The organism is Chryseobacterium salivictor, assembly GCF_004359195.1.
Taxonomy (GTDB): Bacteria; Bacteroidota; Bacteroidia; order Flavobacteriales; family Weeksellaceae; genus Kaistella; species Kaistella salivictor.
Map to the genome: position 1 here is coordinate 2,764,636 of NZ_CP037954.1, position 25,891 is coordinate 2,790,526.

Sequence of the window (25,891 nt, forward strand, 5' to 3'; positions counted from 1 at the left end):
CGCTCCAGACGTGAAGGATTCCAATCATGATGCCGGGAGTACATCGGTACAGATTACCAAATTACACCCCAATATTTCCGGTATTCCCCTCCGAAGCTTCCCCACTGCTCACAAAATCACTAAGCCATTCTGCAAAATCTGCCAGTTCAGCATCATGCTTTGAATAACCCATGTCCTCAGCAACATCCGGCATCTGCCAGTTTGAAAACACCTTAGTAGGCGGACGGCTGTTCTCCGCCTCCAGAAAAGCGGGAACAATCCAGGTATTGACAAGATCGGTCTGTATAATTTTGGCCTTTGCCTCTTTGATTCTGTCTTTTTTAAAGAGCGTAACGGCCCACTCGAATAAAAATACAGGATACCCTGAATCATCAGGAAAATTCTTACTGAACCAGTTAAAATACCGGAGAGCGCCCGAATAATCCTGTATCCTGAGGTACAGTTCAGGGGGCAGATACCGCAGTCCGCGGCTGTCGTCGTAATAACCTCCCCACCTCTTTTTATCGGCGGCAAGTTCCTTCCTGATTTTTGCAATCTTAAACTGAATCCGTTCTATCTGTTTGGGCGTCATTACTGATACTTTTAGGGTTACCGGTGACCTGAATCCTTACAAAAAATTACCGGTCTTCCGTCAGTATAAAAATAGTATTTTTTTGGATATTGCAGTAATTTCTGTCCTGCAGCATCCCCACCTTTCATTTGGCTCAGGAATTTCCCTGCACACCTGCAAATCTTTTCCCAGATCCAGGGATTGGATCTGATTTTGCTTTTTTGGCCCCATGGAACGTATTTTATTGGGAGTTTCGGCATGCTTTCCACGCGGGTCTGATCCGGCTTTATAATGGGCTGCCTGAAAACGGAGGGCCGGACACGGCCGGGCTAATCAAAATAATCGATCGCGCCTTCGGGGGATTTTCACGCTGTTTTCAGTTTGCAGAACAAAATTTATACAGGCTCTTAATACATCAAACCAAAAAGCCAAACCGGAATAATATTTGCAAAACCGATTTCAATACCGTCTTTCGCAACGTAAGCATTTTCTACGTTTGTTATTTGTTTTTTGGTTTTGTTTTTTCCTCCAATCTCAAACACATAAGTTTTGTCGATCACAAAATCGGCAATTTCTGATCGGTTTATTTCGTGTAAACCCTTGAATTGGTTGAGGAAAAATGTTTCACGTACATTTCCAACATTTGTATTATCTTTTGCCAAAGCATACATCAGGTTGCTGTTGTTCAGATACAGTTTTTCAGGTTTGGTAAGTACTCCAATACCCGAAGTATCTCTGTAAAGTTCATTGACCAATCCTGCACGTTCCAGAATCTTTATGCTTTGCACCAACATGTTTCTGGAAACGCCTACTTTTTCGCTCAGTTTCGTGACATTAGGGGTAAACGGCGCACTTGAAGCCACGCTGATGAGTAATTTTTTCAGCTTTACCAACGTGTCGTAATTCAAATCTTCCACCGCATTGATATCAATTTCAATGATAAGATTAATCGTGTTTTGCAGTTTCTGTATATAAAGACTCTCACTTTCTCTGTAGTAAGGATACGCTCCGATTTTCAGATATTTTTCAAATAACGGCAAAGGTTTTATCTCATCTAAAAGTGCTGTGGCAATCCGGTTATGGTGTTCCAGCAGTTCCAAAAATGAATAAACAGGAACTGTTTTCCCGGTTTCAAAAGTGATAAACTCCCGGAAAGACAGTTCTTTCAAATGATAGGTAACAGCTCTTCTGCTCAAATCCGATTCGGACTTATAAATTTCGAGCATTGAAGACGAAGTAAAAATAACATTGAGCTCCGGGAAATTATCGTAAATCAATTTGATTTCCCGTGACCAATCCGGGTATTTATGAACCTCATCGAGCAATAGATAGGTCCCTCCGAACTGGGTAAACTGTTTTGCCAAATGATACAGTTTGTTATCAAAAAAGTAAATATGATCCAAACTTACATAAAGGGTTGACTGCAGCGGTAAATGCAATTTTGCCATTTGCAGAAGTAAAGTGGTTTTTCCGGCACCTCTTGCGCCTTTTACCGCAATCAAACGGTTACTCAAATCTATTTGATGAACAAGATAGCGCTGTAGATTCAAAGATATACCTGCTATTTTTGACTGAAATTCCAACAATAAATCTTCCATATTTGCTACTTTTAAGAAGCAAATATACATTTTTTTGCTGTTTATGAAAAGCATTTATTTATAAATATTGCTTTCCAGAGAAAGCATTCTTAAATAATAGAGGAGCGAAATATCTGATAGAATACCTATTTTTATGTTTTCACAGCCCTACACGCTTTCCAGTCACCGTTCAGTACCGGCAGTAAGCCATAGCGTTCCGGCTTAAAGACCTGCGCATTTTTCATAACCCGGAATTAAAATTATACCCAATACGCAAGTCTATTAATTTTATAAATTACTGACAATTAATCATAAAAAAACAATTTTGAGGGTTGAGCTATTTGTGTATATTTGAAGTTAGCGGTCAGTTTGGGGACTTTTAATAAAAGCCACCCAGGGCTTGCCAATCGGAACAGCTTATGCCGTGTGGACAGGTATCGGAGCAGTAGGAACTGTACTGGTTGGAATTATTGTATTTAAAGAACCTGCAACTTTTCTGCGAATCCTTTTCATTATCACTTTGATCGGTTCAATTGTCGGACTTAAAGCGGTATCAGCTCATTAATATAAACTAAAAAAATAAGTACAGAAATGGAGAACATCACCATACAGAAAGTAACAATAAAAGATCTTGAGAAACTGCAAAAAATCGGGAGAGCTACTTTTTCGGAAACATTTTCTTCAGGTAACACCGAAAAAAATATAGAAAAATATCTAACCGAGGGATTTTCCAATGAAAAGCTGACGAACGAGTTGAACAATGAAAATTCTGAATTTTATTTTGCGTTATCCAAAAACAGCATCATCGGTTATTTAAAAATCAATTTCGGAGCTTCACAAACTGAATTAAAAGATGAAAAAGCCCTTGAAATTGAACGCATTTATGTTCTGAAAGAGTTTCACGGCAGGAAAGCCGGACAGATTCTTTACGAAAAAGCGATTGAAATTGCCCAACAGAAAAATTCGCATTATGTATGGTTAGGCGTTTGGGAAGAAAATCCAAGAGCGATCCGTTTTTATAAAAAGAACGGTTTTATAGCGTTTGATAAGCATATTTTCAAATTAGGAGATGATGAGCAGACTGACATCATGATGAAGCTTAAACTACGCTGAAAACAGAAAGGCAGCGGCCGTAAATAATGAAAAACATTGGAGCAAACTGACATCAGTCCGCGGTCTGCTCCTTCGGCGTTTGGCTTTGCTGCCTTGCGTTCAGAAACCGGATATTCGACGGAATCAATGACAGCGCATAGTCGTAGGAAGAATCTTACCCCTGTTGGCTACCGTATGAAAAGTTAGCCTATTGTATAATCCGAAAGTTCCGCATTCTGTATCCCTCAAAGTTTCATGGTTTAAACCCTGAGCCACAAGGATTAAAAATCTGGCCGTCCCGGAATATATACCAAACCATTGTCTGCTATCTATGATCTATTATTCTATCCTCTAATATCTATTCGTCTATTATCTATGCGTCTATCCTCTATTATCTATTTGTCTATTATCTATGCGTCTATCCTCTATTATCTATTCGTCTATCCTCTATTATCTATTTGTCTATTATCTATGCGTCTATCCTCTATTATCTATGCGTCTATCCTCTATTGTCTATCCTCTATTATCTATTCGTCTATTGTCTATCCTCTATTATCTATTCGTCTATCCTCTATTAAGCAAAATATTTTTTACTACATTTACGTTTGCCTTTACCGGGATAATTAGACCATAGACAAAAATTAAAAACTTTTAAAACTTGCAGCTGCCGTCAATCGGCAAAGCACAGCCTTACCATAAAAATTATAATGACAAAAAACAGGATGAATACACTAATCAAATCAGGTTTCCTTTTATTAACAATTACTGCATTCTGCTCCGCAGATGCGCAAAACAGGGTAAAAGCAAGCCCTGTTTTTACCAATGGTGAAGCCCAGATCGTACCGGAATTTAAAGATGCCAACCAATGGATCAGAACTGATCTTTGGGTAGAAACGACTTTTGATACCGATGGTGATGGTAAAAAAGACCGCATGCACGTGGATATTACCCGACCTTATCAAACCGAAACTGAAGGATTAAAGCTTCCGGTCATCTATGAATCGAGTCCTTACTATTCTGGGGTTGCTCCTGATGTAGAAGGTGCTTTCTGGAATGTCAGTCATGAATTGGGAGCAGCCGGAAAAGAACGCGTTCATGCAGAAGTTGTTCGCACAGGGACCCGTCCCATTATTTCCAACTCCCTCATTGCAACCTGGGTACCCCGTGGTTTTATTGTAGTTCACTCCTCTTCTCCGGGTACCGGTTTGTCGCAGGGTTCACCCACCGTGGGCGGCGATAACGAATCTTTAGCTCCAAAAGCCGTCATAGATTGGCTCAACGGCAGGGCAAACGGATACACTTCCGCTGACGGAAATGAAAAAGTAAAAGCGTACTGGACTACCGGAAAAGTAGGCATGACCGGAACTTCCTACAACGGAACTATTCCGCTTGCCGCCGCTACAACTGGCGTAAAAGGCCTGGAAGTGATCATTCCGGTAGCGCCCAATACTTCGTATTACCACTACTACCGTTCTAATGGATTGGTGCGGTCACCCGGTGGCTACTTAGGAGAAGACGTTGATGTTTTGTACGACTTTATTCACAGTGGTGATGAATCTAAACGCGCCTACAGCAATGCGAAAATCCGGGACACCGAAATGAAAAATGGAATGGACCGCATTACCGGTGATTACAACAGTTTTTGGGCAGGACGCGATTACCTTAACCACATGCCGAAGATGAAAGCGGCCCTCTTAATGGCTCACGGTTTTAACGATTGGAATGTGATGCCGGAGCACAGTTACCGTATTTATAAAAAAGCCAGAGAAATGGGCTTGGAAACAGCCATTTACTACCACCAAAATGGTCACGGCGGACCGCCACCCTTCGAAATGATGAACAGATGGTTTACCCATTATTTATTTGGGATTGATAACGGCATCCAGAAAGAACAGAATAAAGCCTTTATCGTTCGCGAGAATGATGCTCCTGATCAGCCAACACCTTACCGGGATTATCCGAACCCGGAAGCGAAAGACGTAACCTTTTATTTAACGGAAGGTGCGCCAAAAGTAGGCGGTTTAATAATGACCAAAGCTGCCGGTCAGGGCAAAGAAACCCTGGTTGATAATTATTCATTTAGCGGTGAAAGTTTAGCCAGAGCTGAAAATACCAATCACCGTTTATTATATGTTACTCCAAAGTTTTCAAAAGACCTGCATCTTTCGGGAGTCCCAAAAATCACCGTCAGACTGGCAAGCAGTAAGCCTGCTGCCAATTTATCCGTCTGGTTGGTCTCACTTCCCTGGAATGAGGGCAGAGCAGCAAAAATAACGGACAATATCATTACCCGCGGTTGGGCCGATCCTCAAAACCATGCTTCCATCAGAAAAAGCGAACCTTTAATTCCCGGTAAATACTATGAAATATCCTTCGATTTAATGCCCGACGATCAAATCATCAAAAAAGGACAGCAGATCGGGTTAATGATTTTTTCAAGTGATAAAGAGTTCACCTTACACCCGGAACCGGGAACCGAATTAACCGTTGATCTGGATGGAACAAAGCTGACTTTGCCCATTGTGGGCGGTTCGGAAGCTTTTACAAATGCAGTAACGAATTAAATGATGATTTAAGTTCAGCTTTTTATGGGACTGGCTTATACGTGAATGAGGTTCGGGGAATTCTTATTTCGAAATCGCAGATTCTTCTGACCTCAATTTACGGCTTCATCCAGATTGCGACGATATCAACAAATAAAATTCGCAAAATTGTAAGTTTTTTTTAGCATTTAAATATAAAAAAAGTCAAATTGACCTCCCAAATTCGGAGCAAATTGACCACCTGAATTTTGGCTTATTTTTTAATCTTGTGAGCTCCATAAATTCGTCTGAAAATACTGTCTCACTTAAAACACGATATTAAATTAACAACCTACATGAAAGTAATCGACACCGAAAAATGGAACAGAAAGGAACATTTTGAATTCTTCTCAAAAATGGCAAGCCCCTATTTTGGAATTACAACTGAGGTTGATTGTACTGTCGCTCATGAAAAAGCTAAAGAAAAAGGACAGTCGTTTTTTGCCTGTTATCTTCATAAATCAATGGCTGCGATCAATTCAGTTGAAGAATTGAAATTAAGAATTGTTGATCATCAGGTGGTATTATTCGATAAGATCCATGCTGGTTGCACGATTGGGAGAGGAGACGGAACTTTTGGATTTGCCTTTGTCAACTTTTCAGATAATTTCGAAACCTTCAATAATGAACTGCAGGAAGAAATCAGAGCCGTACAGAACTCCAGTGGTTTGCGGTTAAACAATGATGATGTAAAAAAAGACTTAATCCGGCATTCTACCATTCCATGGACTTCTTTTACTGGACTATTACATCCTACGGATTTTGACAAAACAGAATCAGTTCCTAAAGTTACCTTTGGGAAGTTCAGTATTCGGGAGGGCAAGAAATATTTACCGGTCTCCATCGAAGCACATCATGGATTAGCAGATGGTTTTCATTTGGCAAAATACCTGACTGAGTTTCAAAGGCAACTTGACAATGAATAAAAACTGCCGGTCTCCCGCTCTGCGATGGCGCACATCTCTAATCCGTGACTTTTACGGCACAGAATTATCATCCGAAACTTCGCTATATAAACATCCAGCATCATTCACAATTCACCCAACACCCAATCACTCAATCACTCAATCACTCAATCACTTAATTGCCAACATCCAGCATCCAGCATCATTCACCAATTCACCCATCACGCAATTCTTCCTGAGGGATGCATTTTCTCCTTATCCTTTTCTGTTTTTAATAAATTGTACAGATAATGGGATAAATCTTACCGATGTTCTATCGGTCATCTGTTTATTTTTGTCGTAAATAATAGATTATGAATTATTCAAAGAATATATCGCGTAAAAATTTCCTTAGAAATTCAGCATTAGCAGTGGCTGGTCTCACCTTAACTCCCAATATCATGAGGGCAACTTCTCTTTTAAATGATGAAAATAGCTCCACCAACGGAAAACTCATCCTAAAAAATGTAAGGCTCGAAACCGGCTTTCAATATGAAGAAGGGGAAGTGATTGCAACAAAAACAGATTTATTTCTCATCGAAGTGGAAAACGGTAAGATTTTAAAAATAGCTCCAAATAATACCAGTGCAAAAGCAGTTGACGCCAAAGGATTCCTGATGCTTCCGGCGTTCAAAGACATGCACATTCATTTGGATAAAACGTTCTACGGTGAAAAATGGCAGGCAGTAAGAAAAAGAAAAGGCGGTGTAAAAGGAATGATTGAGCTGGAAGAACAACTGATGCCCGAACTGCTGAAAACCTCTACTGAGAAAGCAGAAAAAATGATTAAACTGCTGCATTCCAAAGGAACTTCTTTTGCCAGAAGTCATGTGAATATCGAGCCCACTTCCAAATTAGATTCGTTAAAAAATCTGCAGAAAGCTTTAGAAAACAAGAAGAAAACTTTTGGTGCCGAGTTGGTCGCTTTTCCGCAACATGGCGTCTTTTATAAAAATGCTGTCCCTTATTTAAAAGAAGCCGCAACAATGGATATCGATTTTATTGGTGGTGTAGATCCTTACAGCATCGATGGAGCCATTGAGAAGACCATTGATTTTACGGTACAGCTTGCCTTAGACCATCAAAAAGGAATAGATATCCACCTTCACGAAAGCGGAGAATCAGGTTTGAAAACCGTGGAATACCTGATTGATAAAGTCAATGAAAATACGGCTTTGAAAGGAAAAACGTTTCTGAGTCACTGTTTTGTTTTAGGGAAACTGGATCAAAACAAACAGGAAGAGATTGCCGAAAAATTAGGAAATGCCCAGGTAGGAATTGTGTCCACGATTCCTTTTGGAAAACTCATCATGCCACTTCCGACCTTGCAAAAGCATGGAGTAACGGTTTATACAGGAAACGACAGCATCGTAGATCACTGGAATACCTACGGAACCGGAAGTGTTTTGGAAAAAGCCAATCTCTATGCACAATTGTATGGTCAGTCGACTGAGTTTTTATTATCCAGAAGTTTAAAACTCGCTACGGCGAATGTGCTTCCTCTGGATGATAAAGGAAATCAGCAATGGCCAAAAGCAGGAGATGATGCGGATTTGGTTTTTCTGGATGCGAGTTGTTCGGCCGAAGCAGTTTCGAGGATATCAGAAGTGAAATCATTGATTCATAAGGGAAATATGGTATTTTAACACCTAAAGATCAATGAAAATTTTATTTTTTCTATTCGCTTTTTGCAGTGTGGGCGCCTGCAAAAAAAATACCGTTCACCATTTAAAAGAAAACAGAATGCAACAGGAAAATTTAGTGAATCTGGTGATGCAAAATGACATCTTTCACGTAAAAAATGCTTTAGACAAAGGCGCTGACGTTAATATGACCGATCAAAAAGGCAGATCACTCTTACTGATTGCAGTAGTAGGAAAACAAACAGAAATGGCCAAAGTTCTGGTCGCGTATAAAGCAGATGTAAATCTTCAGGACACCCAGACGGACAGTGCTTTTTTATACGCCGGAGCAAGCGGACAAACCGAATTGGTACAGTTATTTTTGAAAAACGGCGCCCGGTTTGATGTTTTTAACCGTTACAACGGAACAGCTTTGATTCCTGCCTGCGAAAGAGGCCATGTGGAAACCGTAAAAGTTCTCGCCCATACCAAAGGTTTCCCTGTCGATCATGTGAATAGATTGGGATGGACAGCACTCATGGAAGCGGTGGTCCTGGGTGATGGCAGCGAAAAATATCAGCAGATCATCCATATCTTAAAAAATGCAGGTGCGGATTTGAATATTCCTGATCAGGACGGCGTAACCGCTTTACAGCATTCAAAATCATTAGGCTTCAGAGAAATGGTGAAAATATTGGAATCTTAAAATACAGCGTTGCATTTTGAATGCTTTTCTGTTTTAAATTTTACTAATTTTAGGCGAAAAATCATTCAGGATGAACCAACAGGCAGATCACTTTCCCGTCTTGGGTCTTCAGGACTTCAGTAATACTGAAAATTCTGGAGGACCGCTTTTATTCAATGAGCTCCATGGTGAGCGTTCAATCGATCTGCCCCATAAGCATGATTTTTTTATTCTCAATATTTTTGAAAAAGGAAGGGGCACTCATGTCATCGATTTTATTTCGTATCCCATTCAGGATCATCAGGTTCATTTGGTCTTTCCTGATCAGGTGCACCACTGGTATATTAAAAAAGGAACGGTAGGCTATCAATTGATGATCAGCAGATCCTGGTTGGAAAATCTTCTTTCGTCGCTCCGGTTTTCAGCTTTGTTTTATCAGAATCATCCGGTTATTACTCTTTCTGAGGATGCCTTCCAGTCTGTTTTGTATGAGTTTCAATGCATTAAAAAAGAAGTGGAAGCACAAAATATCTTTTGGGAAATGGTACAGAAAAGATGTGAAACAATTGGTCTGATGCTAAGCAGATCTGTTGAAGAGCGTTTCAAAAATGATGAGGCAATTCACGCTAATCCTGTTATTTCAAAATTTTTAAATTTAATTGATTTGAATTTCAAAGAAGAGCGGTCTGTTTCTTTTTATGCTGAGAAGCTTCATATTTCGGCGAACTATTTAAACATTATGTCGAAAAAATTTCTCAACACTTCCGCTTCTTCTTTAATTCAGAATAGAATTTTACTCGAAGCTAAACGTCTGCTCAAAGTGTCTGAAATGTCGGTAAAAGATATTGTTTATGATCTTGGTTTCTATGACCATGCGAGTTTTTCGAAATTTTTTAAATCAAATACAGGATTGACACCGACTCAATTCAAAGAGAAGATTTTCTGAATGAAAAATCCAATTCACCCACCACACAACCACTCAATTACTCAATTGCCAACACCCAATCCAGCATCATTCACCCATTCACAATTCAACCAAATTCACCAACCACTCAATCACCCAACCACTCAATCACCAACATCCAGCATCCAGCATCATTCACCCATTCACCCATTCACAATTCACCCAATTCACCAACTACTCAATCGCCCAACCACTCAATCACTCAATCGCCAACATCCAGCATCCAGCATCATTCACCCATTCACCCATTCACAATTCACCCAATTCACTCAACCACTCAACCACTCAATTGCCAACATCATTCACCTAATAGTCTCTCAAAAGCCCACCTTCAAAAGAGTTTTTAAAAAACGCACCAAGTTTCTCTTCGTTTGTTGCCGATAATTTCAGTTCAAATGTTAGCTTTTCAGGTCGTGGTTTTACCTCTTTGGACTTAAAATAAATAACATATTCTGTATTTGCTTTGAGTTTTTCTGATGATTTTTGGATAATCCAATCGCTGAATTGATCTTTATCCTTAGAAATTTTGAACGCCATTCGGGTAAAGTATCTTTTGTCAAGGTCATGATCCTCTGCATCGGCGCTGACGATGTAAAAGTTATCGACTTCATTGTTTTTTTGGAGCTGAAAATTCCAATAAAGATAACCATCTTCAGGAACTTTAAACTTTAAACCTGAAAAATAATAACCTTCTACTTTTAGAGGATTGGTAAATAATTGAATGGATTGACGTTCTGCAGGAAAATCAACCTGTACAAAATGAGCATTAACATTCGTCGTTTTTATCTTTTGTCCTAACGAATTTTTAACAGCTGTTACTTCTTTTCCATTTTTGTAATATGTTTTTTCATCATTTTGAGACATTCCGTTTTTATAACTTTCCACAGACTCCAGTTCTCCCGTTTCATAATATTTTTCCTCTTTTCCTTCCCGTTTGCCCTTAACGTAAAACGTAAAATATTGCAGATTGCCATTATCATAATAGTCTTTCCATTTTCCTTCTCTTACTGGCCAGCCATCTGAATCTGTCTTATAATAACTGTGATGTTTAAGGGTTCCGTTGGAATAATACTCCTTTTTCTCTTTTATTTGTGCATGACCTAACCCAAATCCTAAAATAAGGACGAAAATGGTAATAAATGGTTTCATAATTTCTGTAATATGATTGTTGTTATTTTTTTCTTCGGATCTCTTCCCAATATTTCGCTTTTTCTTGTCCTTTACAATGCTATTCCTGCCACGGTTCTAGATTTCTATAAGGTTAGCTAAACACGTGTCGTTCTTCTTTTCGCTGTCGCAATACTTTTCTGTTTGATAATAGATATTGACTTCCAGAAGGGTTTCTTGTTGAGTTACGGGATAAGGTGCATCGGTTTTTTTGAGCGGTTCCTTTTGTTACGGTCAACAAACAGGTCAACCCCAAAAGACCTGCTGTTATTTTTTCAATCGTATCCGTTCCTGATCGTACAGGAATGAATTCTTCAAAGTTCCTACAATTACAATGGGTATAAAATACCTAATAGGGGGTATTTTTAATAAAATTTTATTAATTTTATCATCTTGTTACTTAATACTTTATCAAAATGACAGGCAAAAACACAATTTTTTCATTTCAAGAAATGGAACTTAACAGGCAACTTCATGGGGTTCAAAAGAATTTAAAACAGAACGCACATGGCATTGATGATTTGGGCAGTATTCTACCCGCTGCGGTGATGCTGCATGATTTGAATGAAATGCAGCCTTTGGGGGTGAATTACATGAATAATTGGGGATGCGAGCGTTTGGGAACCTCTGCTGAAGAAGTGAATACATTGGGTGAAGCCTATTATGAAAGATATTTTATAAAAGAAGAATCGCTGGCAATTTTTAAAGGAATTCAAAACTACTTGGATGAAGCTGATTTCTCAAAGCAATACAATTTTTTTCAACGGGTAAAACTTCATAACCAGACAGATTACACCTGGTTTTATTCAATCTGTAAACTCCTGGAGAAGCCAACTGCAGAAGCTACACGGAACCAGATGATTATTCTTTCGAGTCCTGTGGAGGGAATAGACCGTGTCATTGGTCGTGTCAGCAAGGTATTGGATGAAGATCATTATATCAAAAACCATTACAAACAATTTGCGTTGCTCACCAAACAGGAAAAAAACATTATTGATAAAATTGCAAAAGGGAAGTCATCAAAAGAAATCGCTGAAGCATTGTTTATTTCCGTGCATACGGTACGCACCCACCGAAAAAATATCATCCGGAAAACCGAGTCTACTTCTTTTGCCGAGCTGCTTAAATTCGCGATGGCTTTTGAATTGGTTTAGTCAGTGTAAACGGAGCCGAACTTCAACACTGAGCACCGCCCAACTTGGTCACTGAGCGCAGCCGAAGTGCCAAAGAAAGACATGCTGTCGTGCGCTAAAAGTATATAAATCCCTCTAGTTGAACTGGACATACCTGAACCCGCTAATGCCGATTACTGTATAGATTTTCTCCCGGATTGATTTCTATCATCTCCCACCCTATTTTTTTTAATTAAATTTTTTTAATTATTCTTTAAGGAATTCCACCCACCATGGTATTATCAGGAACATCTTTGAAAACAACTGATCCTGCTGCTACGATTGAATTTTCGCCAATAGTTACCCCCTGTAAAATGGTGGCATTGGCGCCAATCCAGGCATTTTTTTTGAGGTGAATGTGCCCAACATTTAACGATGGTCTTTGTTCGGGAGAAATGGGATGACCTTCAGATAATAAACTCACTTTTGGAGCGATCAACACATTGTCTTCAATGGTAATTCCACCTAAATCCAGAAACACACAATCGAAATTGATAAATACATTTTTACCGATTTTAGTATGCTTTCCGTAATTAATGTGCAAAGGAGTAAATACGGTTACACTTTCGTCAATTTCGGTGGCTGTAATTTGGCTTAATAAATTTCTGATTTCATCAGGGTTGGACGAATTATTCATCTGAACCGATAATTTTTTCGTTTCAAAAGAAGCTTCACGCATTTTATAAGCCTGGTTGTCGTTTGCCGGAATGGTTTCCCCGTTTCTTAATCGCTCGAATATATTTGTTTCCTGCATTGTCTTATTAATTATTACAATGCAAAGTTAAAAACAAAGCCTTGCAACTGCTTTGTTGTGAGGCTCAAATCGCTTTTCTGTAAAGCTCAGTTTTCAGATTGCTGTTGGTGGAAAGCCATATTGTTTTTTAAATGCAGTTGAGAAATGAGAAGGGTTTTTAAAACCAACTTCCAGATAAACATCCTTTACTTTTTTACCATCTTCTTTTAGTTGGATATAAGCCATTTCCAGGCGTTTTCTTATCAGCCATTTTTGCGGAGTGAGGTTGCTTATTTTCTTGAAATCTCTTTTGAAAGTTGCCAAACTTCTTCCCGTGAATGAAGCAATTTGTTCCATTGAAAGTTCTTCCATATAATTATTGTTCAGGAATCCTAGAAGGTCAATTTTCCAGGGTTCAGCAAAATCAAAAAGTATAGGATAAAGTTGTTCATTGCTGTTCAGTAAAGCGTAAATTCCTTCCAGTAATTTCAAATGGACGAACCCTTCTGTTGGTTGTATATTACGGTCAAAATAGGGGGTGAGAGATTGAAACAAACTTTCTATAGCAGGATTTCGTTCGAGTTTGAAAACGGTTTTATCAGAAACTTTCACCTTATTCGGAATTTCAGATTTATTCATTTTGCTGTAAAAATCCCGAAGCACATTGCGTTTGAATGTCATCGAAATACCTTTATATAAATCTTCACCTTTGCTGTTTTTGTACATTTTCAAACGGTGGTCTCTTCTTATAAAAGCACAGTCACCTGCCTGTAATTTGATAATTTTATTTCGGTCTTCAATCACTTGTTCGCCCGAATACAAATACAGCAAAACGTGTTCAGGTGTTGAGTGAATGCACTTTTCGCTATAATCTGAAAAGCACGAAAGGAATACTCCTGAATAGTTTAAGGTTTTTAATTGGTCCTCTACTTGTACTTCCATCATTTCGCTGTTACTTTATGAATGAACAAATTTAGAATATTTATTCTTGGATCACTTTGCGGTAAAGTTCATTGCTTATTCCTGTAAGGTTCAGACGCAGGATCGTATCTTTATTCGCAGTATCGGTTTTCCTATAACGGTTGGGTATTTCTGCAAGCGGGATAAATCGAAGATTCGCTAAAACCAATCCTTTCGCTTGATCTGTTAAAAATTAAATGAATATCCGTTTTTTATCACTATGAATACTTTAATCCCGTCGTGAACACACAAAGATTTCATTTACAAATAGGCTTTTTTTTCCGAAACTTGGCAAAGTAAATTCACCAATTGACCCATTCACAATTCACCCAGTTCACCCACCACTCAATCACTCAATTGCCAACACCCAGCATCCAGCATCATTCACCCATTCACAATTCACCCAATTCACCCACCACTCAATCACTCAATCACTCAATCACTCAATCACTCAATTGCCAACACCCAGCATCCTGCATCCAGCATCATTCACAATTATTTATTTACCGGGATATTCAGTTATTTTATCAATTACAAATTTTCGTGTTGCTTCTCCATCTTTTAATTTGTATTGTATTTGACGTATATTTCCGGTCGGACTGCTATTGGTATCTCCTGTAGTAAAGGTTTTGAAACGCTGAACTAATGTTGTTTCTACAACTGCAAACTCATCGTGTCCCATGTAACCTTTGTTGGCTTTGATATTGTCTGCAATAGGTGGAAAATAGATTTGGCTCATCGATTTTCCGTTATTTACAGAGTAGCCAATCACGTTACCATAACTGCCACTCCCGGCCGACATCGTGTAAATTAAAATTTCAGGAAATCCGTCTGAGTTCAGGTCTTCAATTTCGGCATTGGTAACGGAGCCATCAATGTCCATTGTGATTTTATTATTGTCTACTTTTAAACCGGAAGGCTGGATGGTTATTTCCTGTATAGAACCTTTACCTGCAGTACTTACATCAAATCCTATATTTTGAAGAGACAATGTTTTCGTAAAAATTCTTGGGTCGGTTTGTTTTTTATCTATTGGATCACCAATTTTTGTATAAACATCACCTAAACTACCTCCGCCTGAACAGTAATAATTTAGCAATCCACCATCTTCTGGTTTTTCAGAAGCAATGGTAACGGTGTTGTTTTTAAAGGTGAACAGAATATTCTTGCCGTTAACAGTTGCTCTATAGACATTTTCCTCTATTTCTGAAGCATCGGCATCAAAAGTACAGGTTGGTTTCTTCTTATCAGCGCGGGAGCGTACTGAAATATGAATACTGTTGTTTGCCAATTGAGTTACAGATACAGCCACCCAGTCGTAACCTTCATTCCGTCTGTTATAACTTGAAGAAACATAATCTCCCACCAAGCCTGATACAGATTTACCGGAGTCATCTGTATAAATACTTTGTTCTGCGGTCTTAATATCTGTTTCGGTTTTTTCTGAGTTGTTTTTGCAACTTAAAACTGTACTTACTATTACAGCAATTAAAGTGCTTTTTTTAAAAATGTTCATTTTCGTGGCTATTAAATTAGGGGTTTGTTACTGATCTGCAACTATCGCGCAAAGATACACCTATTAAGTGCACTCCCATTGCGCGGATTTCTAATCCGTGACTTTTACTGCACAGAATCCTTACCCTAAACTTGGCCATATAAATATCCAGCATCATTCATCCATTCACAATTCACCCATCACAAAACCACCCAATCACTCAACCACTCAATCACTCAATCACTCAATCACTCAATCACTCAATTGCCAACACCCAGCATCCAGCATCATTCACCCATTCACCCAATTCACCCACCACTCAATCACTCAATCCTACCCCAACTCCACAGTCGTTTTCCCGGGCAACAGTATGCCGCTCCCATCAAAAAACCGGATCAGCGCAAATTTCAGCACTCCTTCGTGAACAGCTTCAAATACCTCATCCTCAGGAATAAAAAACGAAGCACACGGAAGCGAAACCTCAAAAACCACATCCACATATTTCAAGGAATCCTGTCCCTCATCAGGATTAATAGACCGCAGCGTAACCTCAGCTTTCGTACTTCCCTTAGGAATACGGTCAAAAAAAAGCGTCCGCTGGTCGTAATCATACCTGCATCTTTTTCCATCAGTAAGGTTCCACATAAAACCGCTCAGAATTTTTGTGCTTTCAGCATGTTGCAGACCCAGTTGCACCGTCCGCTCACCCTTTGCGGAAACGGTATCCATCTTCACCAGATCGTGCAGCATCTTGGCCATTCTACCATGAAGTTGGGGATCATTCAGATCCTTTACAAAAGGCTGAAGAGCACGCCGCAGTTTTCCGCCAAATTTTGAACAGCGTCCAAATTCAGAAGCATTATTTCTTACGTTCACGTATTTTTCTTCCTTCCGGATCTTTTTGCCGTCAAAACCGCCCGGAGTACGCGCGATGATCTTGCCGTTCATTTCATAAAACGAAAGCCCGCCCAGCTTTCCGGTAATTTTAAGGACACCTTTAAGTTCTGCCATCTTGGTAAGAGTTATAAATATTCCCAAAGATAACGAATCCAATAGATATAGAATGAATATAGTATAGATATAGTATGGTTATAGTATGCCCCATTGTCTAAAGACCGCAGGTTGCTTCACCCCATTTCGATGGATAAAGGCAAACTCACCAATATCGCGGATATGCAGTCCGTGATTCATAGCCACCACCTAAACACTGAATCACTCAAAAACCCAATCACTCAATCACTCAATCACCAGCATCCAGCACCCAACATCCCGCCTCACCTGATTCTGTGAGAGCACTATCTTCTGTGCTTAAAAATTTAGTGCTGAGTCCATTGATATTTTAGCCCCAAAGAAAACCATCTCGTAGGCATCGGTACCGCACCTGCTTCCTGATAATCGGCATTAAAAAGATTGGTTACCTCGGTATACAAAAGGAAATCCTGCACTTTGTAATTGAGACGAACATCGGCAATGGTATAGGCATCACCCAGCTCGCGCTTTAACCACCGGTCTTTAATTTGAAAGGAAAAATCGTTGATGCTATAATGAATTCCCGCAACCAACTGATGTTTCAAAGATTCTAAAATATACTTCGACTGCTTTTCCGTAGAAGTTGCGAAGGAGGGATTCAGATAATTATAATTGACATCGTACCCGAAAGACTGCGTATCTGTTACCTTAAAATCCTGCTGTAACCTTGCATACATACCCTCCATTTTATTTTGTCCTAAATTGTAGGGCGAGTAAGGCTGTGAAGGATTGTCGCGCACCCAGTCGATAAAATCGGTAATATTGCGGTAAAAATAGCCGGTTTTAAACTGAAGGTTTCCTTTATTGTACTGCACATTGCCTTCGTAATTCCAGGCACTCTCAGGTTGCAGCAATGCATTTCCTACATTTCCGGGGCGTTGGTTTAAATAGAGATCTGTAAAAGAAGGAATCCGCTGTCCGGATCCGATACTCGTGGATATTTTCCAATACCCATTCAAAAGATAGGCGACATCAATTCCAGGATAGAGCTGATAGCCAAAATCGGTATTGTAGTTTCCGTAGAGTCCGGCCGTTGCTCTTATTTTTGGTCCCAACTCTGTTTTCAGCTCTGCGTACATTCCGTGATTATCGCGGTGGTGCTCCCCAATATTTGAACTGTTGATTTTTTCCAGCCGGGACTCTACACCGAAACCGAAAGTTCCGATCTGTGTTTGCAGGCTGCTGTTTAATTCCAGCATCAGTGCGTTGGTGTAATGAAGAGAACGTGCTTTGTTTAAATTATCTTTATAATACCGGTAATCATCTTCGCCATAGCGGTCACTGATTCTTGGCGAAACCGTAAAATTGCCAAAGGTGTGTTTGGAGGAAAGACTGAAAACAGAAGACTCTGTATGTTCTTCTGAATTGATATCACCGGGAGCAGCATAAAAACCGTTGGCACCAAAGTGGTTTCGGGCATAACCCGCCATCGCCTGAATGCTGTTATGCTCATTAAAGTCATAATTGCCGTTATAAAACAAACGGGTATTTTTGGCGGCCGAATTGTAGCGTTGCCCGTTGTAATCGCTTTGCGCCACCGAAAAAAGTTGACTTTGCTGATCTCTTCCAAACATGCCGGTAATCTCCGCAGAGGTACCGCCATACATTCCGGAACCATCGCCTTCGTCCTTCGATTGAAAAGAACTTCCGGCCTGAAGATCTGCAGTCACAGACGATCGCTTTCCTCTTTTGGTCACAATATTGACGGCGCCGGTCAAAGCATTGATTCCATAAATCCTGGCTGCGGCACCACGGATGATTTCAATATGGTCGATCGCACTTAAAGGAACCGGAAGATTCATCATATTATGGGCAGATTGGGCATCAATCATTTTCACGCCGTTGATCAGAACTAAAGTCTGTTCAGAAGTTCCGCCATCAATAGAAATATCGGCTTGCGTTCCAAAGGGACCCCGCTGGCGGATATCTACGCCACTGATATAAGACAAAACCTCATTCAGCGACTTTGCCGGGAGGGACTGAATTTGCTTTTGCGTAATGACCTGAATATCGCGGGTTGCTTCACTAAATGGAGTTTGCAGTCGGTTTCCCTGAATCATTAATTCCTCCAGATCATTACTCTTCATTGTTGAGTCCGTACTTCCATTATTTTGCTGAGCGAAGGCAGATATTGTAGAGAACAATCCTAAACTGAATATTACTTTTTTCATAACTATTTTCTAAACCGTATTATTTTTAATTGGGCTGCAAAGGTTTGGATAAAAACAGTAATTTTGGTAGTCCGAAATTTAAATAATGAGTAGTCCGGTAAACCTCCCTTTTCAATCCTTTGTCAAAATAGACCGCCGTAAAAAAGACGCGGTGTATCTGCAGATTGTCTATCAATTCATTAATGCGGTCAAAAACAACCTTTTAGAAGCTAACGACAAGCTTCCCGGCAGCAGGATCATCGCTGAAAACCTTCAGATTCACCGGAAAACAGCAGTCGCTGCGTTGGCAGAACTTCAGGATCAGGGATGGGTAGAAACGCTTCCCAACATCGGGACGTTTGTCAGAAATCCGGAACTTTCTACAACACAGGTCAAAAATACCAAAGCTTTTCAGCATCCTCCTCTAAAAGCCCCTTTTCATTTCAGGAAAGAATTTATTTTAGATACGCCTTTAGAAAGAAATCAGGAAAAACTGTCTTTTACGGATGGCATCCCCGATTATCGAATTATTAAATCTGAAGAACTGGTACGCTTTTACACCTCCGTAATCCGGAGAAAAAAACAGTCGGCAACCGCCCAAAATAGCAGTGATGGAAGTTTATTTTTCAGAGATCAACTGAGCTGTTATCTGAATATAACTAGAGGATTTCATCTCTCACGGGATTTTTTACTGCCTGTTTCAGGCCTCGAAAAAGTACACTCCATCCTGTCGCGCTTACTGATCAACAAAGGCGATGTCATTTTGGTCGAAGCGCTCAGTTATTTTTTACCCAATATGATTTACAGCCAGGCGGGAGCCCAATTGAAAACCATTCCGGTGGATGAAGATGGAATGGATATCGATTATATCAGAAACCATTTTAAACCCGGGGAAATACGGCTGGTTTATATCAACACCAAATGCCAATATCCGACAACGGTTACCCTTTCTGAAAAACGAAAAGCACAGTTATTACTCCTGGCCGAAGAATACGATTTCATTGTGCTCGAAGATGATACTGATTTTGAATTTTCCGGGGTGAAAAATAAAAAGGATACGCTCTTGAGGAAAAATGGGGGAAAACGCGTCCTCTACATCGGTACCTTCGGACGGTTTCTACATCCCGGTTTTCAAATGAATTTTCTTATTGCTCCAAAAGACCTTCTGGAGGAAGGCGCAAAATACCTCAATATCTTTGGCAAACCGGATTCGATGATGGAAAAAGCGTTGGGCGAACTCATTCATCAGGGAGACATTCACCGGTATCAAAGAAAATCCACCAAAGTAATTGCCGAGCGGAAAGAGGTCTTTACGGGATTGCTCAGCACCCACTTTAAAAACGAGATCACTTTTACAATTCCGATTTCAGGTTTGGCATTTTGGATCCGGTTTAAGGACTCCTTATCGCTGACGGATCTTCAAAAAAGAGCCAAAGAAAAAGGGCTCTTTATTCCAATGACCTGTCTTTACCAGAACCGAACAGTCACCGCTTTAAGGCTGGGTTTTGCCCCTCTTAACCTGCAGGAAATGGAAGATGCAGTAGAATTGCTCGGTGAGGCGTATTTTGAGGTAATTAAAGGAGAAAAGATTTAAAGACCATCAATAAAAGGATAATAGCGCCTTCTGAATTATCGGTTTTTACGCACCATGTTTTTTAACGCAATAGTTCATGACTTCACCAACTTTGTCAAAGTTAGTCGGAGCACGGTTTCGGATTGTAATGGAAGACAAAAATCTTCGGACTTCCTGATGGGAGCTGAAGACTGTTTCGCTAGAAAAAAGAAAGATGATTCAACTACGGTACTGGCCGTAACCTCAGCTTTCGTACTTCCCTCAGGAATACCATTCACAATTCACCCAATCACTCAAAAACTCAATCAACCATCACACAAAACCCCGCATCATCTGATTTTCTCAATTCACCCATTCACTCAACCACTCAACCACTCAAATACTCATCACACAGCATCCAAAATCCAACATCCAACATCCCGCATCATCTGATTTCCTCAATTCAGCCATTCATAATTCACCCATTCACTCAAACACTCAATCACTCAACCACTCAATCACTCAACCACTCAACCACTCAAATACTCAATCACACAGCATCCTACGAGCTAACCTTTTTTCAAATGAACAGAATTATTCGGAATAATAACATATATTGCCGTAAATTTACAGATTAGCATCAGAAAACCCGGCTTCTTTGTTTTTTTTAAAGTTTTATACACAAAAAGATACCTATTATTAAAATTTCCTATATGCGAAAATTTTTTATTTTGACTGTAATTTTTTCTTCACTGTCCGTTTTTTCGCAGACTGGCAGTGTAGGGATTAACACTGACCAACCTGACCAAAGTGCAGTTTTAGACATTAGAAGTACCACCAAGGGGCTACTGATCCCAAGAGTGACGTCCAGTGAACGGGAAAATATTGCGCGTCCCGCAAATGGTCTGCTGGTTTACGATATTGGTTCTAATAGCTTTTGGTTATATAAAAATTCCCTATGGACTGAAATCATTTCGGGATCGCCCACTATTAAAACGATCGTTAATGACTATACTGTTACTTCTGCCGATAGCGGGAAGATATTAGAGTTTAATTCTGCAAATGATGTGATCTGTACCATTCCGGTCAATTTATCCCCAGGACTTCAGTTTTCCGTCACCCAGTTAGGGAAGGGAAATGTGGTATTCAAATCAGCAGACAATAATGTTATCATCAAAAATGCATATGGCTTTACAAGAACAGCCTTACAGTATTCAAAGGCGGGATTGGAAGTTGCAGGTAATTCAGAGGTTATACTCTCTGGTGATTTAAGATAATATGAGAAAACTTATATTCGTATTGCTTTTAGTATTTGTAAAAGGCCTTTCACAAGGTGTTTTACCCGTTAGCAGATATAAAGTACATCAGGTAAATCAAGTAAATCAACCTGTTTTAGATGTAATTTCCACCGGTTCTACGTTTGCCTACAGCTTAAGAAAACTGAGATCATCCTATACCGGTTACGCAATAAGGATCAGGAATATCAACAACAATTCTACTGCGGATATTTTTTTTGATAAAAATGATGGGGTAAGTAATGTAAGCAATGCCGTAATAGTTACTCCAGGAACTTCCCCATATTCTGTCGGGCAGACTGTTCCATTATCCACCTTCAGGGAAACCAGTAATTTGTCTGTTGAGATTTGGTACAATCAGAACGTTTCCGGGTTTAATGCCATACAAAATACTGTTGCCAATCAGCCTTTTCTCGATTTTAGTGCGGGATCCGGGTTTTTACCGGCATTATTATTCTCCGGTACCAATTCAGCGAACAGCAGATTTTTAGTAGTACAGGGAAACATCAGTGAGATCTGTCCGGGTGGCCTCGGCTCGTTTTTATTGGTTACCAAACCAACTGCTAATGCAGTTCAGGGTTCTTTTGGTTACATTAACAGCAGCACAAATTGGCGGTGGAGTTTCCATTTTAACTGGAACGATGGGAATCTCTATTTTGATGCGGCAGAACTTTGCTGTCAGGGTAACAGAAATTTAAACAATAATGCCAATCTGAATTTATGGAAGCAATATAGTTTTGTAAGAGATGCCACTACAAAAAGTGTAAGAACAAATACCATCGCGCGGATGAATAATTCTTCATCTATACAGGCAACCTCCAGTCCGGGCTTCGGTTTTGGTATAGGGATTTATATGGAAAATAGTGCACCTGGAAATATTACTGGCTACCAGGGCGCGATATCCGAAGTTATTATGTTTGAAAAAGCGCTCAGCAACCAGGAAATCATACCGCTGGAGCATAATCAGATGGATTACTGGAAAATTTATTGAAAGCTTAGTTAGTCCCGGAAGTTATTATTTTTGGTGAAATATTTTTTTTAAAAAAATTAAATGAGGATAATAGGAATGCTGCTGCACTATTATTACTTATGCTTCCTTTGGTGACTGGCGGCAGCGTTTACACCGATGTAATCCGGTTTACCTTCTGATATTTCATCCACACAGTTTGACAATAAATAGCTGACAGGGTGCTCCTCAGCACTGCCTGCAACAGTATCGCAGAATGCTTTCAATGATGCCGTTTTCGTCATAATATTCCCACTCACCCTGAGCTCCGGCATACAGTTGTTCTTTTTAAAGCTGGGAACGGAGCGCCGGCGAACCATTCCTGATATGCAGCCTTTATCAGCCTTTGCGGTTTTGAATACCGGCGGGACTGCTGTGCCTGGGTTTTACATCGCCTTTGCCGGTTCGGTTTTTAGGGGGAGGGGGAATAAAATAATTTTAAAAATGTTACGTCTTCATAACCTTATCACCGGTAAGCATAGAATTAAAAGTAAATAGACTGCCTCTTTTTTAGAATTTAAGTTTTAACGCAAGTCCAAATGTATTTCTGTTATCGTGTTTGAACATGGTAGGAGTAAAATCGAAGGCAACATCCGTGTTATTTCTTATACTGTTCAATTCCTTTACAGCCGCTCTATAGGAAGACCCTCTCGCTGAAAGACCACGTACTAAGGAAACCACTCCCACAAGACCGAGCGTCCCCCCAAACCCGTATGCGCCCGCCTGGTAAACTTCTTTCATTCCGATTTCTGTTCCTTCAGACTCTTTTTCATCCGCTGAAAGAGAGTTTAAAAGAAAATAAGCTCCGGCTCCTCCTGCGAGATAAAGAACACTGCTTAAAAAATTTCCGGACCGTTCATTGTCTGTCGCGGTGATGATACGCTGATAGTGATTGATAAGACCATCCGTCGCGGTCTGACTTCCGAAGGTCTGTCTTTTACTTTTCATATACTCCACAGGATTGCCGGAAGACATCAGATACTGCGCTTTTATCATCTGCTCAATGGCCTGCTCATCTCCACGTTCTGCCCGCTTTTCATACTGGTTTACAATTTTGTACGCTTCGCTGTCATTTTGTTGCCGTCTCAACTGCTCGCGCTCGTATCTCCTTTCCTTTTCCTGTGCATCTTGCATGATTGCCTGCGTAAACAGGTCGGTTACACCGCTCACTGCCGCTTCTACCTGTTTATTGGCAGCTTCCTGCTGCATCCTTTCACGCTCAAGTTTTGCCAGTACATTTTCCGTTTCCTTTCTTTTAAGCTGCTCGGCAGCGGCCTGTCTGTTTTCCTGCTGATCTGAAGGTGCTGCGTTGTTCCGGGCCGAATGAGAAATCTGAGTGTAAGCCGTTTCCGTGGTTTGATGAATGCTTCCGTCCGGCCTCTTTATATAAGGAATACCGTTCTGACGAAATACCTGCACATATTCTCCGTTCACCTTTACTTTTTCAGATAATTCATGTGAAGATGATTTAGCAGACGGAGAACCAGTAGCGGCGGGACTATTTTGACGCTTATCATTAGCACTCTGGGAAAACCGCGAATTTTTATCGGCCTCTTGTTTTGCCTTTTCTTCCGATGCCTTTTTTTGTTTTAACTCATCGTCCTGTTTCTTCCTTTTTAATTCGTCTTCCTGTTTCTGTCTTTTTGATACCGCTGCAGCTCGGTCTTTTTCAGAAATATTTTCTATATTAACAATCCGGTAAGATACGGAAGAGATCATGCTGTACAGCAGACTGCCGGACGCATCTTTTCCCATTGATCTCCACGTATCTTTGGGACAGGAGCTCTCCGTAAGCCGAACCGCCGATCCTATACCATCGGTCGCATAAGGCTTCCCAACTGTTTGTGAGGGCTCGATGGTAATTCCATCTCCTAACGGGCCAAGTTGGTGAGTTTTTTCAGAGCCGCATACCAATTGAGCTCCATATTCTATATAAACTTTAAGTTTGTCGGCGGTGTTGTTTTTTACCAAAATCCGGTAATCCTGCGTCATCGCTCCAAATGCACTGTTCTTCTCCTGATACATTAATGTCACATGAACCCGTGGATCCTGCTGCGATACCGGAATGTCGACCATATACTTTTGCCCGGAGAGGTTAATAGTTTGCAGCAGAAGAAAAGCCGCCAGAAGTAATTTTACTGTTTTCATATTTTATAGTTTTAATATTGTTCTGCCTGAAAAAGAGGAGAAACATGTTTTATCATCCTATTCATAACATAGCACAAAATTCTGTAAAATATCAAAATCACGAAATACCCCATTTGGGGTATTTATTAACAAAATTTTATTAATTTTACTTAATAGATGTTAATTTTAATTCAAATAACAAGCGTATGTCAAAAAAACACCATCCGCTGATTAAAGTCTGGAACATGCATCCGGGAAAACGAAGTCTTATTCCTGTGATCATCGCATTCCTCCTTACCGTGTTACAAGTCATCGCACCTTAAAACCACTATAAAAATCAACTCCCCTTCCGTTAAAAAATAACTTAAAACCGAGTATCTCAAAAGCCCAAAGCCCCTTGTGACTGGTTATTTTATCGAAACAAACGCAAATAAATAAATCGAAAAATTATTACTTAGAATAAAAATGAACTGTACAAACTGCAACAACAAAGTAAATCATCACTTTTGCCCCAACTGCGGGCAAGCTTCAAAACCGAAAAGAATTGACGGACATTATATCATTCACGAAATTCAACACGTTTTACATTTTGAGCGTGGAATTTTATTCACAGTTAAAGGGCTGCTTATCAATCCAGGACAAAATATCAGAAATTATATTTCAGGAAACAGAAGCCGCCTTGTAAAACCTGTTATTTTTATAATTATAACATCTTTAATTTATACGCTTATAAGTCATTTTTTTCATATTGAAGAGGAATATATCAAATACGAAGGATCGGAAAAATCTTCGGTTTTCAAAATTGTACGGTGGTTACAGGCAAATTATGGCTATATGAATATTTTGACAGGTATATTTATTGCGGTCTGGCTAAAATTGGTTTTTAAAAAATATAAATACAACTTTTTTGAATTGCTCGTAATGTTATGTTTTGTATTGGGGATTCCAATGTTGATCTATGCTTTTTTTGCTTTTATCGAAGGAATTACGGATATCAGATTATTAAACATCGCAGGAATAATTGGGGTGATTTATGTAATTTGGGCAATGGCTCATTTCTTTGAAAAAATGAAAACAGTTAACTATTTCAAAGCACTGGTCTGCTATGTATTGGGATTAATCACATTCTTCATTTTTATATTTGCAATAGGCATAACCACTGACGTGCTGACAAAACATTGAAAAGTAC

At 39.7% G+C, this 25,891-nt stretch carries 21 protein-coding genes and 1 pseudogene; 12 read left to right on the forward strand and 10 right to left on the reverse strand.

What is annotated here, in order from left to right:
- Positions 1-61: 61 nt before the first annotated feature.
- Both NBC122_RS12555 and NBC122_RS12560 read right to left on the reverse strand, forming a co-directional pair.
- Positions 62-571 (reverse strand): tetratricopeptide repeat protein, encoded by a 510-nt coding sequence (locus NBC122_RS12555; protein WP_133440708.1) that lies wholly within the window; start codon positions 569-571, stop codon positions 62-64.
- Positions 572-957: 386 nt separating this feature from the next.
- A complete protein-coding gene (locus NBC122_RS12560) occupies positions 958-2,148 on the reverse strand; it encodes an ATP-binding protein (RefSeq protein ID WP_133440709.1) in 1,191 nt (396 codons plus the stop codon).
- 355 nt (positions 2,149-2,503) lie between these two features.
- On the opposite strand from NBC122_RS12560, the pseudogene NBC122_RS12565 reads away from it, so the two are divergent.
- The 7 genes and pseudogenes from NBC122_RS12565 to NBC122_RS12595 form a co-directional block, all read left to right on the forward strand.
- Positions 2,504-2,692, forward strand: a pseudogene (locus tag NBC122_RS12565) (DMT family transporter); the annotation flags it as partial.
- A gap of 26 nt (positions 2,693-2,718) precedes the next feature.
- Positions 2,719-3,240 carry a GNAT family N-acetyltransferase gene (locus tag NBC122_RS12570; protein WP_133440710.1) on the forward strand — a complete coding sequence of 174 codons (522 nt, stop codon included), beginning with the start codon at positions 2,719-2,721 and terminating at the stop codon, positions 3,238-3,240.
- A gap of 701 nt (positions 3,241-3,941) precedes the next feature.
- Positions 3,942-5,783 (forward strand): Xaa-Pro dipeptidyl-peptidase, encoded by a 1,842-nt coding sequence (locus NBC122_RS12575; RefSeq protein ID WP_133440711.1) that lies wholly within the window; start codon positions 3,942-3,944, stop codon positions 5,781-5,783.
- Positions 5,784-6,097: 314 nt separating this feature from the next.
- A complete protein-coding gene (locus tag NBC122_RS12580) occupies positions 6,098-6,727 on the forward strand; it encodes a chloramphenicol acetyltransferase (RefSeq protein WP_133440712.1) in 630 nt (209 codons plus the stop codon).
- A gap of 332 nt (positions 6,728-7,059) precedes the next feature.
- Positions 7,060-8,391, forward strand: coding sequence for an amidohydrolase (locus NBC122_RS12585; protein WP_133440713.1), 1,332 nt, complete (start codon positions 7,060-7,062; stop codon positions 8,389-8,391).
- Positions 8,392-8,404: 13 nt separating this feature from the next.
- The gene (locus tag NBC122_RS12590) at positions 8,405-9,073 is read left to right on the forward strand and encodes an ankyrin repeat domain-containing protein (protein ID WP_133440714.1); all 669 of its coding nucleotides are present in this window, start codon (positions 8,405-8,407) and stop codon (positions 9,071-9,073) included.
- A gap of 70 nt (positions 9,074-9,143) precedes the next feature.
- A complete protein-coding gene (locus NBC122_RS12595) occupies positions 9,144-9,998 on the forward strand; it encodes a helix-turn-helix domain-containing protein (protein WP_133440715.1) in 855 nt (284 codons plus the stop codon).
- A gap of 324 nt (positions 9,999-10,322) precedes the next feature.
- On the opposite strand, the gene NBC122_RS12600 is transcribed toward NBC122_RS12595, so the two are convergent.
- The gene (locus NBC122_RS12600; protein WP_133440716.1) at positions 10,323-11,165 is read right to left on the reverse strand and encodes a toxin-antitoxin system YwqK family antitoxin; all 843 of its coding nucleotides are present in this window, start codon (positions 11,163-11,165) and stop codon (positions 10,323-10,325) included.
- A 470-nt stretch (positions 11,166-11,635) separates the two neighbouring features.
- On the opposite strand from NBC122_RS12600, the gene NBC122_RS12605 reads away from it, so the two are divergent.
- A complete protein-coding gene (locus NBC122_RS12605) occupies positions 11,636-12,337 on the forward strand; it encodes a response regulator transcription factor (protein ID WP_165983221.1) in 702 nt (233 codons plus the stop codon).
- Between the two features lie 232 nt (positions 12,338-12,569).
- Here NBC122_RS12605 and NBC122_RS12610 read toward each other — a convergent pair whose 3' ends face one another.
- The 5 genes from NBC122_RS12610 to NBC122_RS12635 all read right to left on the reverse strand — a co-directional run bounded on the left by NBC122_RS12610 (position 12,570) and on the right by NBC122_RS12635 (position 18,743).
- Positions 12,570-13,109: a DapH/DapD/GlmU-related protein gene (locus tag NBC122_RS12610; RefSeq protein ID WP_133440718.1), complete on the reverse strand. Its 540-nt coding sequence runs from the start codon at positions 13,107-13,109 to the stop codon at positions 12,570-12,572.
- A 93-nt stretch (positions 13,110-13,202) separates the two neighbouring features.
- Entirely contained in the window at positions 13,203-14,033 is an 831-nt protein-coding gene (locus NBC122_RS12615; RefSeq protein ID WP_246012370.1) for a helix-turn-helix domain-containing protein, read from the reverse strand.
- Positions 14,034-14,547: 514 nt separating this feature from the next.
- Complete coding sequence (locus NBC122_RS12620) at positions 14,548-15,564, reverse strand: PliI family lysozyme inhibitor of I-type lysozyme (protein ID WP_133440719.1); 1,017 nt, start codon at positions 15,562-15,564, stop codon at positions 14,548-14,550.
- A gap of 312 nt (positions 15,565-15,876) precedes the next feature.
- Positions 15,877-16,554: a hypothetical protein gene (locus tag NBC122_RS12630; RefSeq protein WP_133440720.1), complete on the reverse strand. Its 678-nt coding sequence runs from the start codon at positions 16,552-16,554 to the stop codon at positions 15,877-15,879.
- Between the two features lie 305 nt (positions 16,555-16,859).
- On the reverse strand, positions 16,860-18,743 hold the full coding sequence (locus NBC122_RS12635; RefSeq protein ID WP_133440721.1) for a TonB-dependent receptor plug domain-containing protein: 1,884 nt from the start codon (positions 18,741-18,743) through the stop codon (positions 16,860-16,862).
- An 85-nt stretch (positions 18,744-18,828) separates the two neighbouring features.
- On the opposite strand from NBC122_RS12635, the gene NBC122_RS12640 reads away from it, so the two are divergent.
- The 3 genes from NBC122_RS12640 to NBC122_RS12650 all read left to right on the forward strand — a co-directional run bounded on the left by NBC122_RS12640 (position 18,829) and on the right by NBC122_RS12650 (position 22,560).
- Positions 18,829-20,316: an aminotransferase-like domain-containing protein gene (locus NBC122_RS12640; protein WP_133440722.1), complete on the forward strand. Its 1,488-nt coding sequence runs from the start codon at positions 18,829-18,831 to the stop codon at positions 20,314-20,316.
- Positions 20,317-21,005: 689 nt separating this feature from the next.
- Positions 21,006-21,551 carry a hypothetical protein gene (locus NBC122_RS12645; RefSeq protein WP_133440723.1) on the forward strand — a complete coding sequence of 182 codons (546 nt, stop codon included), beginning with the start codon at positions 21,006-21,008 and terminating at the stop codon, positions 21,549-21,551.
- A 1-nt stretch (position 21,552) separates the two neighbouring features.
- Positions 21,553-22,560, forward strand: a complete 1,008-nt coding sequence (locus tag NBC122_RS12650; protein WP_133440724.1) for a hypothetical protein — start codon at positions 21,553-21,555, stop codon at positions 22,558-22,560.
- Positions 22,561-22,652: 92 nt separating this feature from the next.
- Here the strand turns inward: NBC122_RS12650 and NBC122_RS12655 are convergent, their stop codons facing one another.
- Together NBC122_RS12655 and NBC122_RS12660 are read right to left on the reverse strand one after the other, a co-directional pair.
- Positions 22,653-22,850 carry a hypothetical protein gene (locus NBC122_RS12655; protein WP_133440725.1) on the reverse strand — a complete coding sequence of 66 codons (198 nt, stop codon included), beginning with the start codon at positions 22,848-22,850 and terminating at the stop codon, positions 22,653-22,655.
- A gap of 235 nt (positions 22,851-23,085) precedes the next feature.
- On the reverse strand, positions 23,086-24,723 hold the full coding sequence (locus tag NBC122_RS12660; RefSeq protein WP_133440726.1) for a hypothetical protein: 1,638 nt from the start codon (positions 24,721-24,723) through the stop codon (positions 23,086-23,088).
- 444 nt (positions 24,724-25,167) lie between these two features.
- On the opposite strand from NBC122_RS12660, the gene NBC122_RS12665 reads away from it, so the two are divergent.
- Positions 25,168-25,884, forward strand: coding sequence for a DUF3667 domain-containing protein (locus NBC122_RS12665; RefSeq protein ID WP_133440727.1), 717 nt, complete (start codon positions 25,168-25,170; stop codon positions 25,882-25,884).
- Positions 25,885-25,891: the final 7 nt, after the last annotated feature.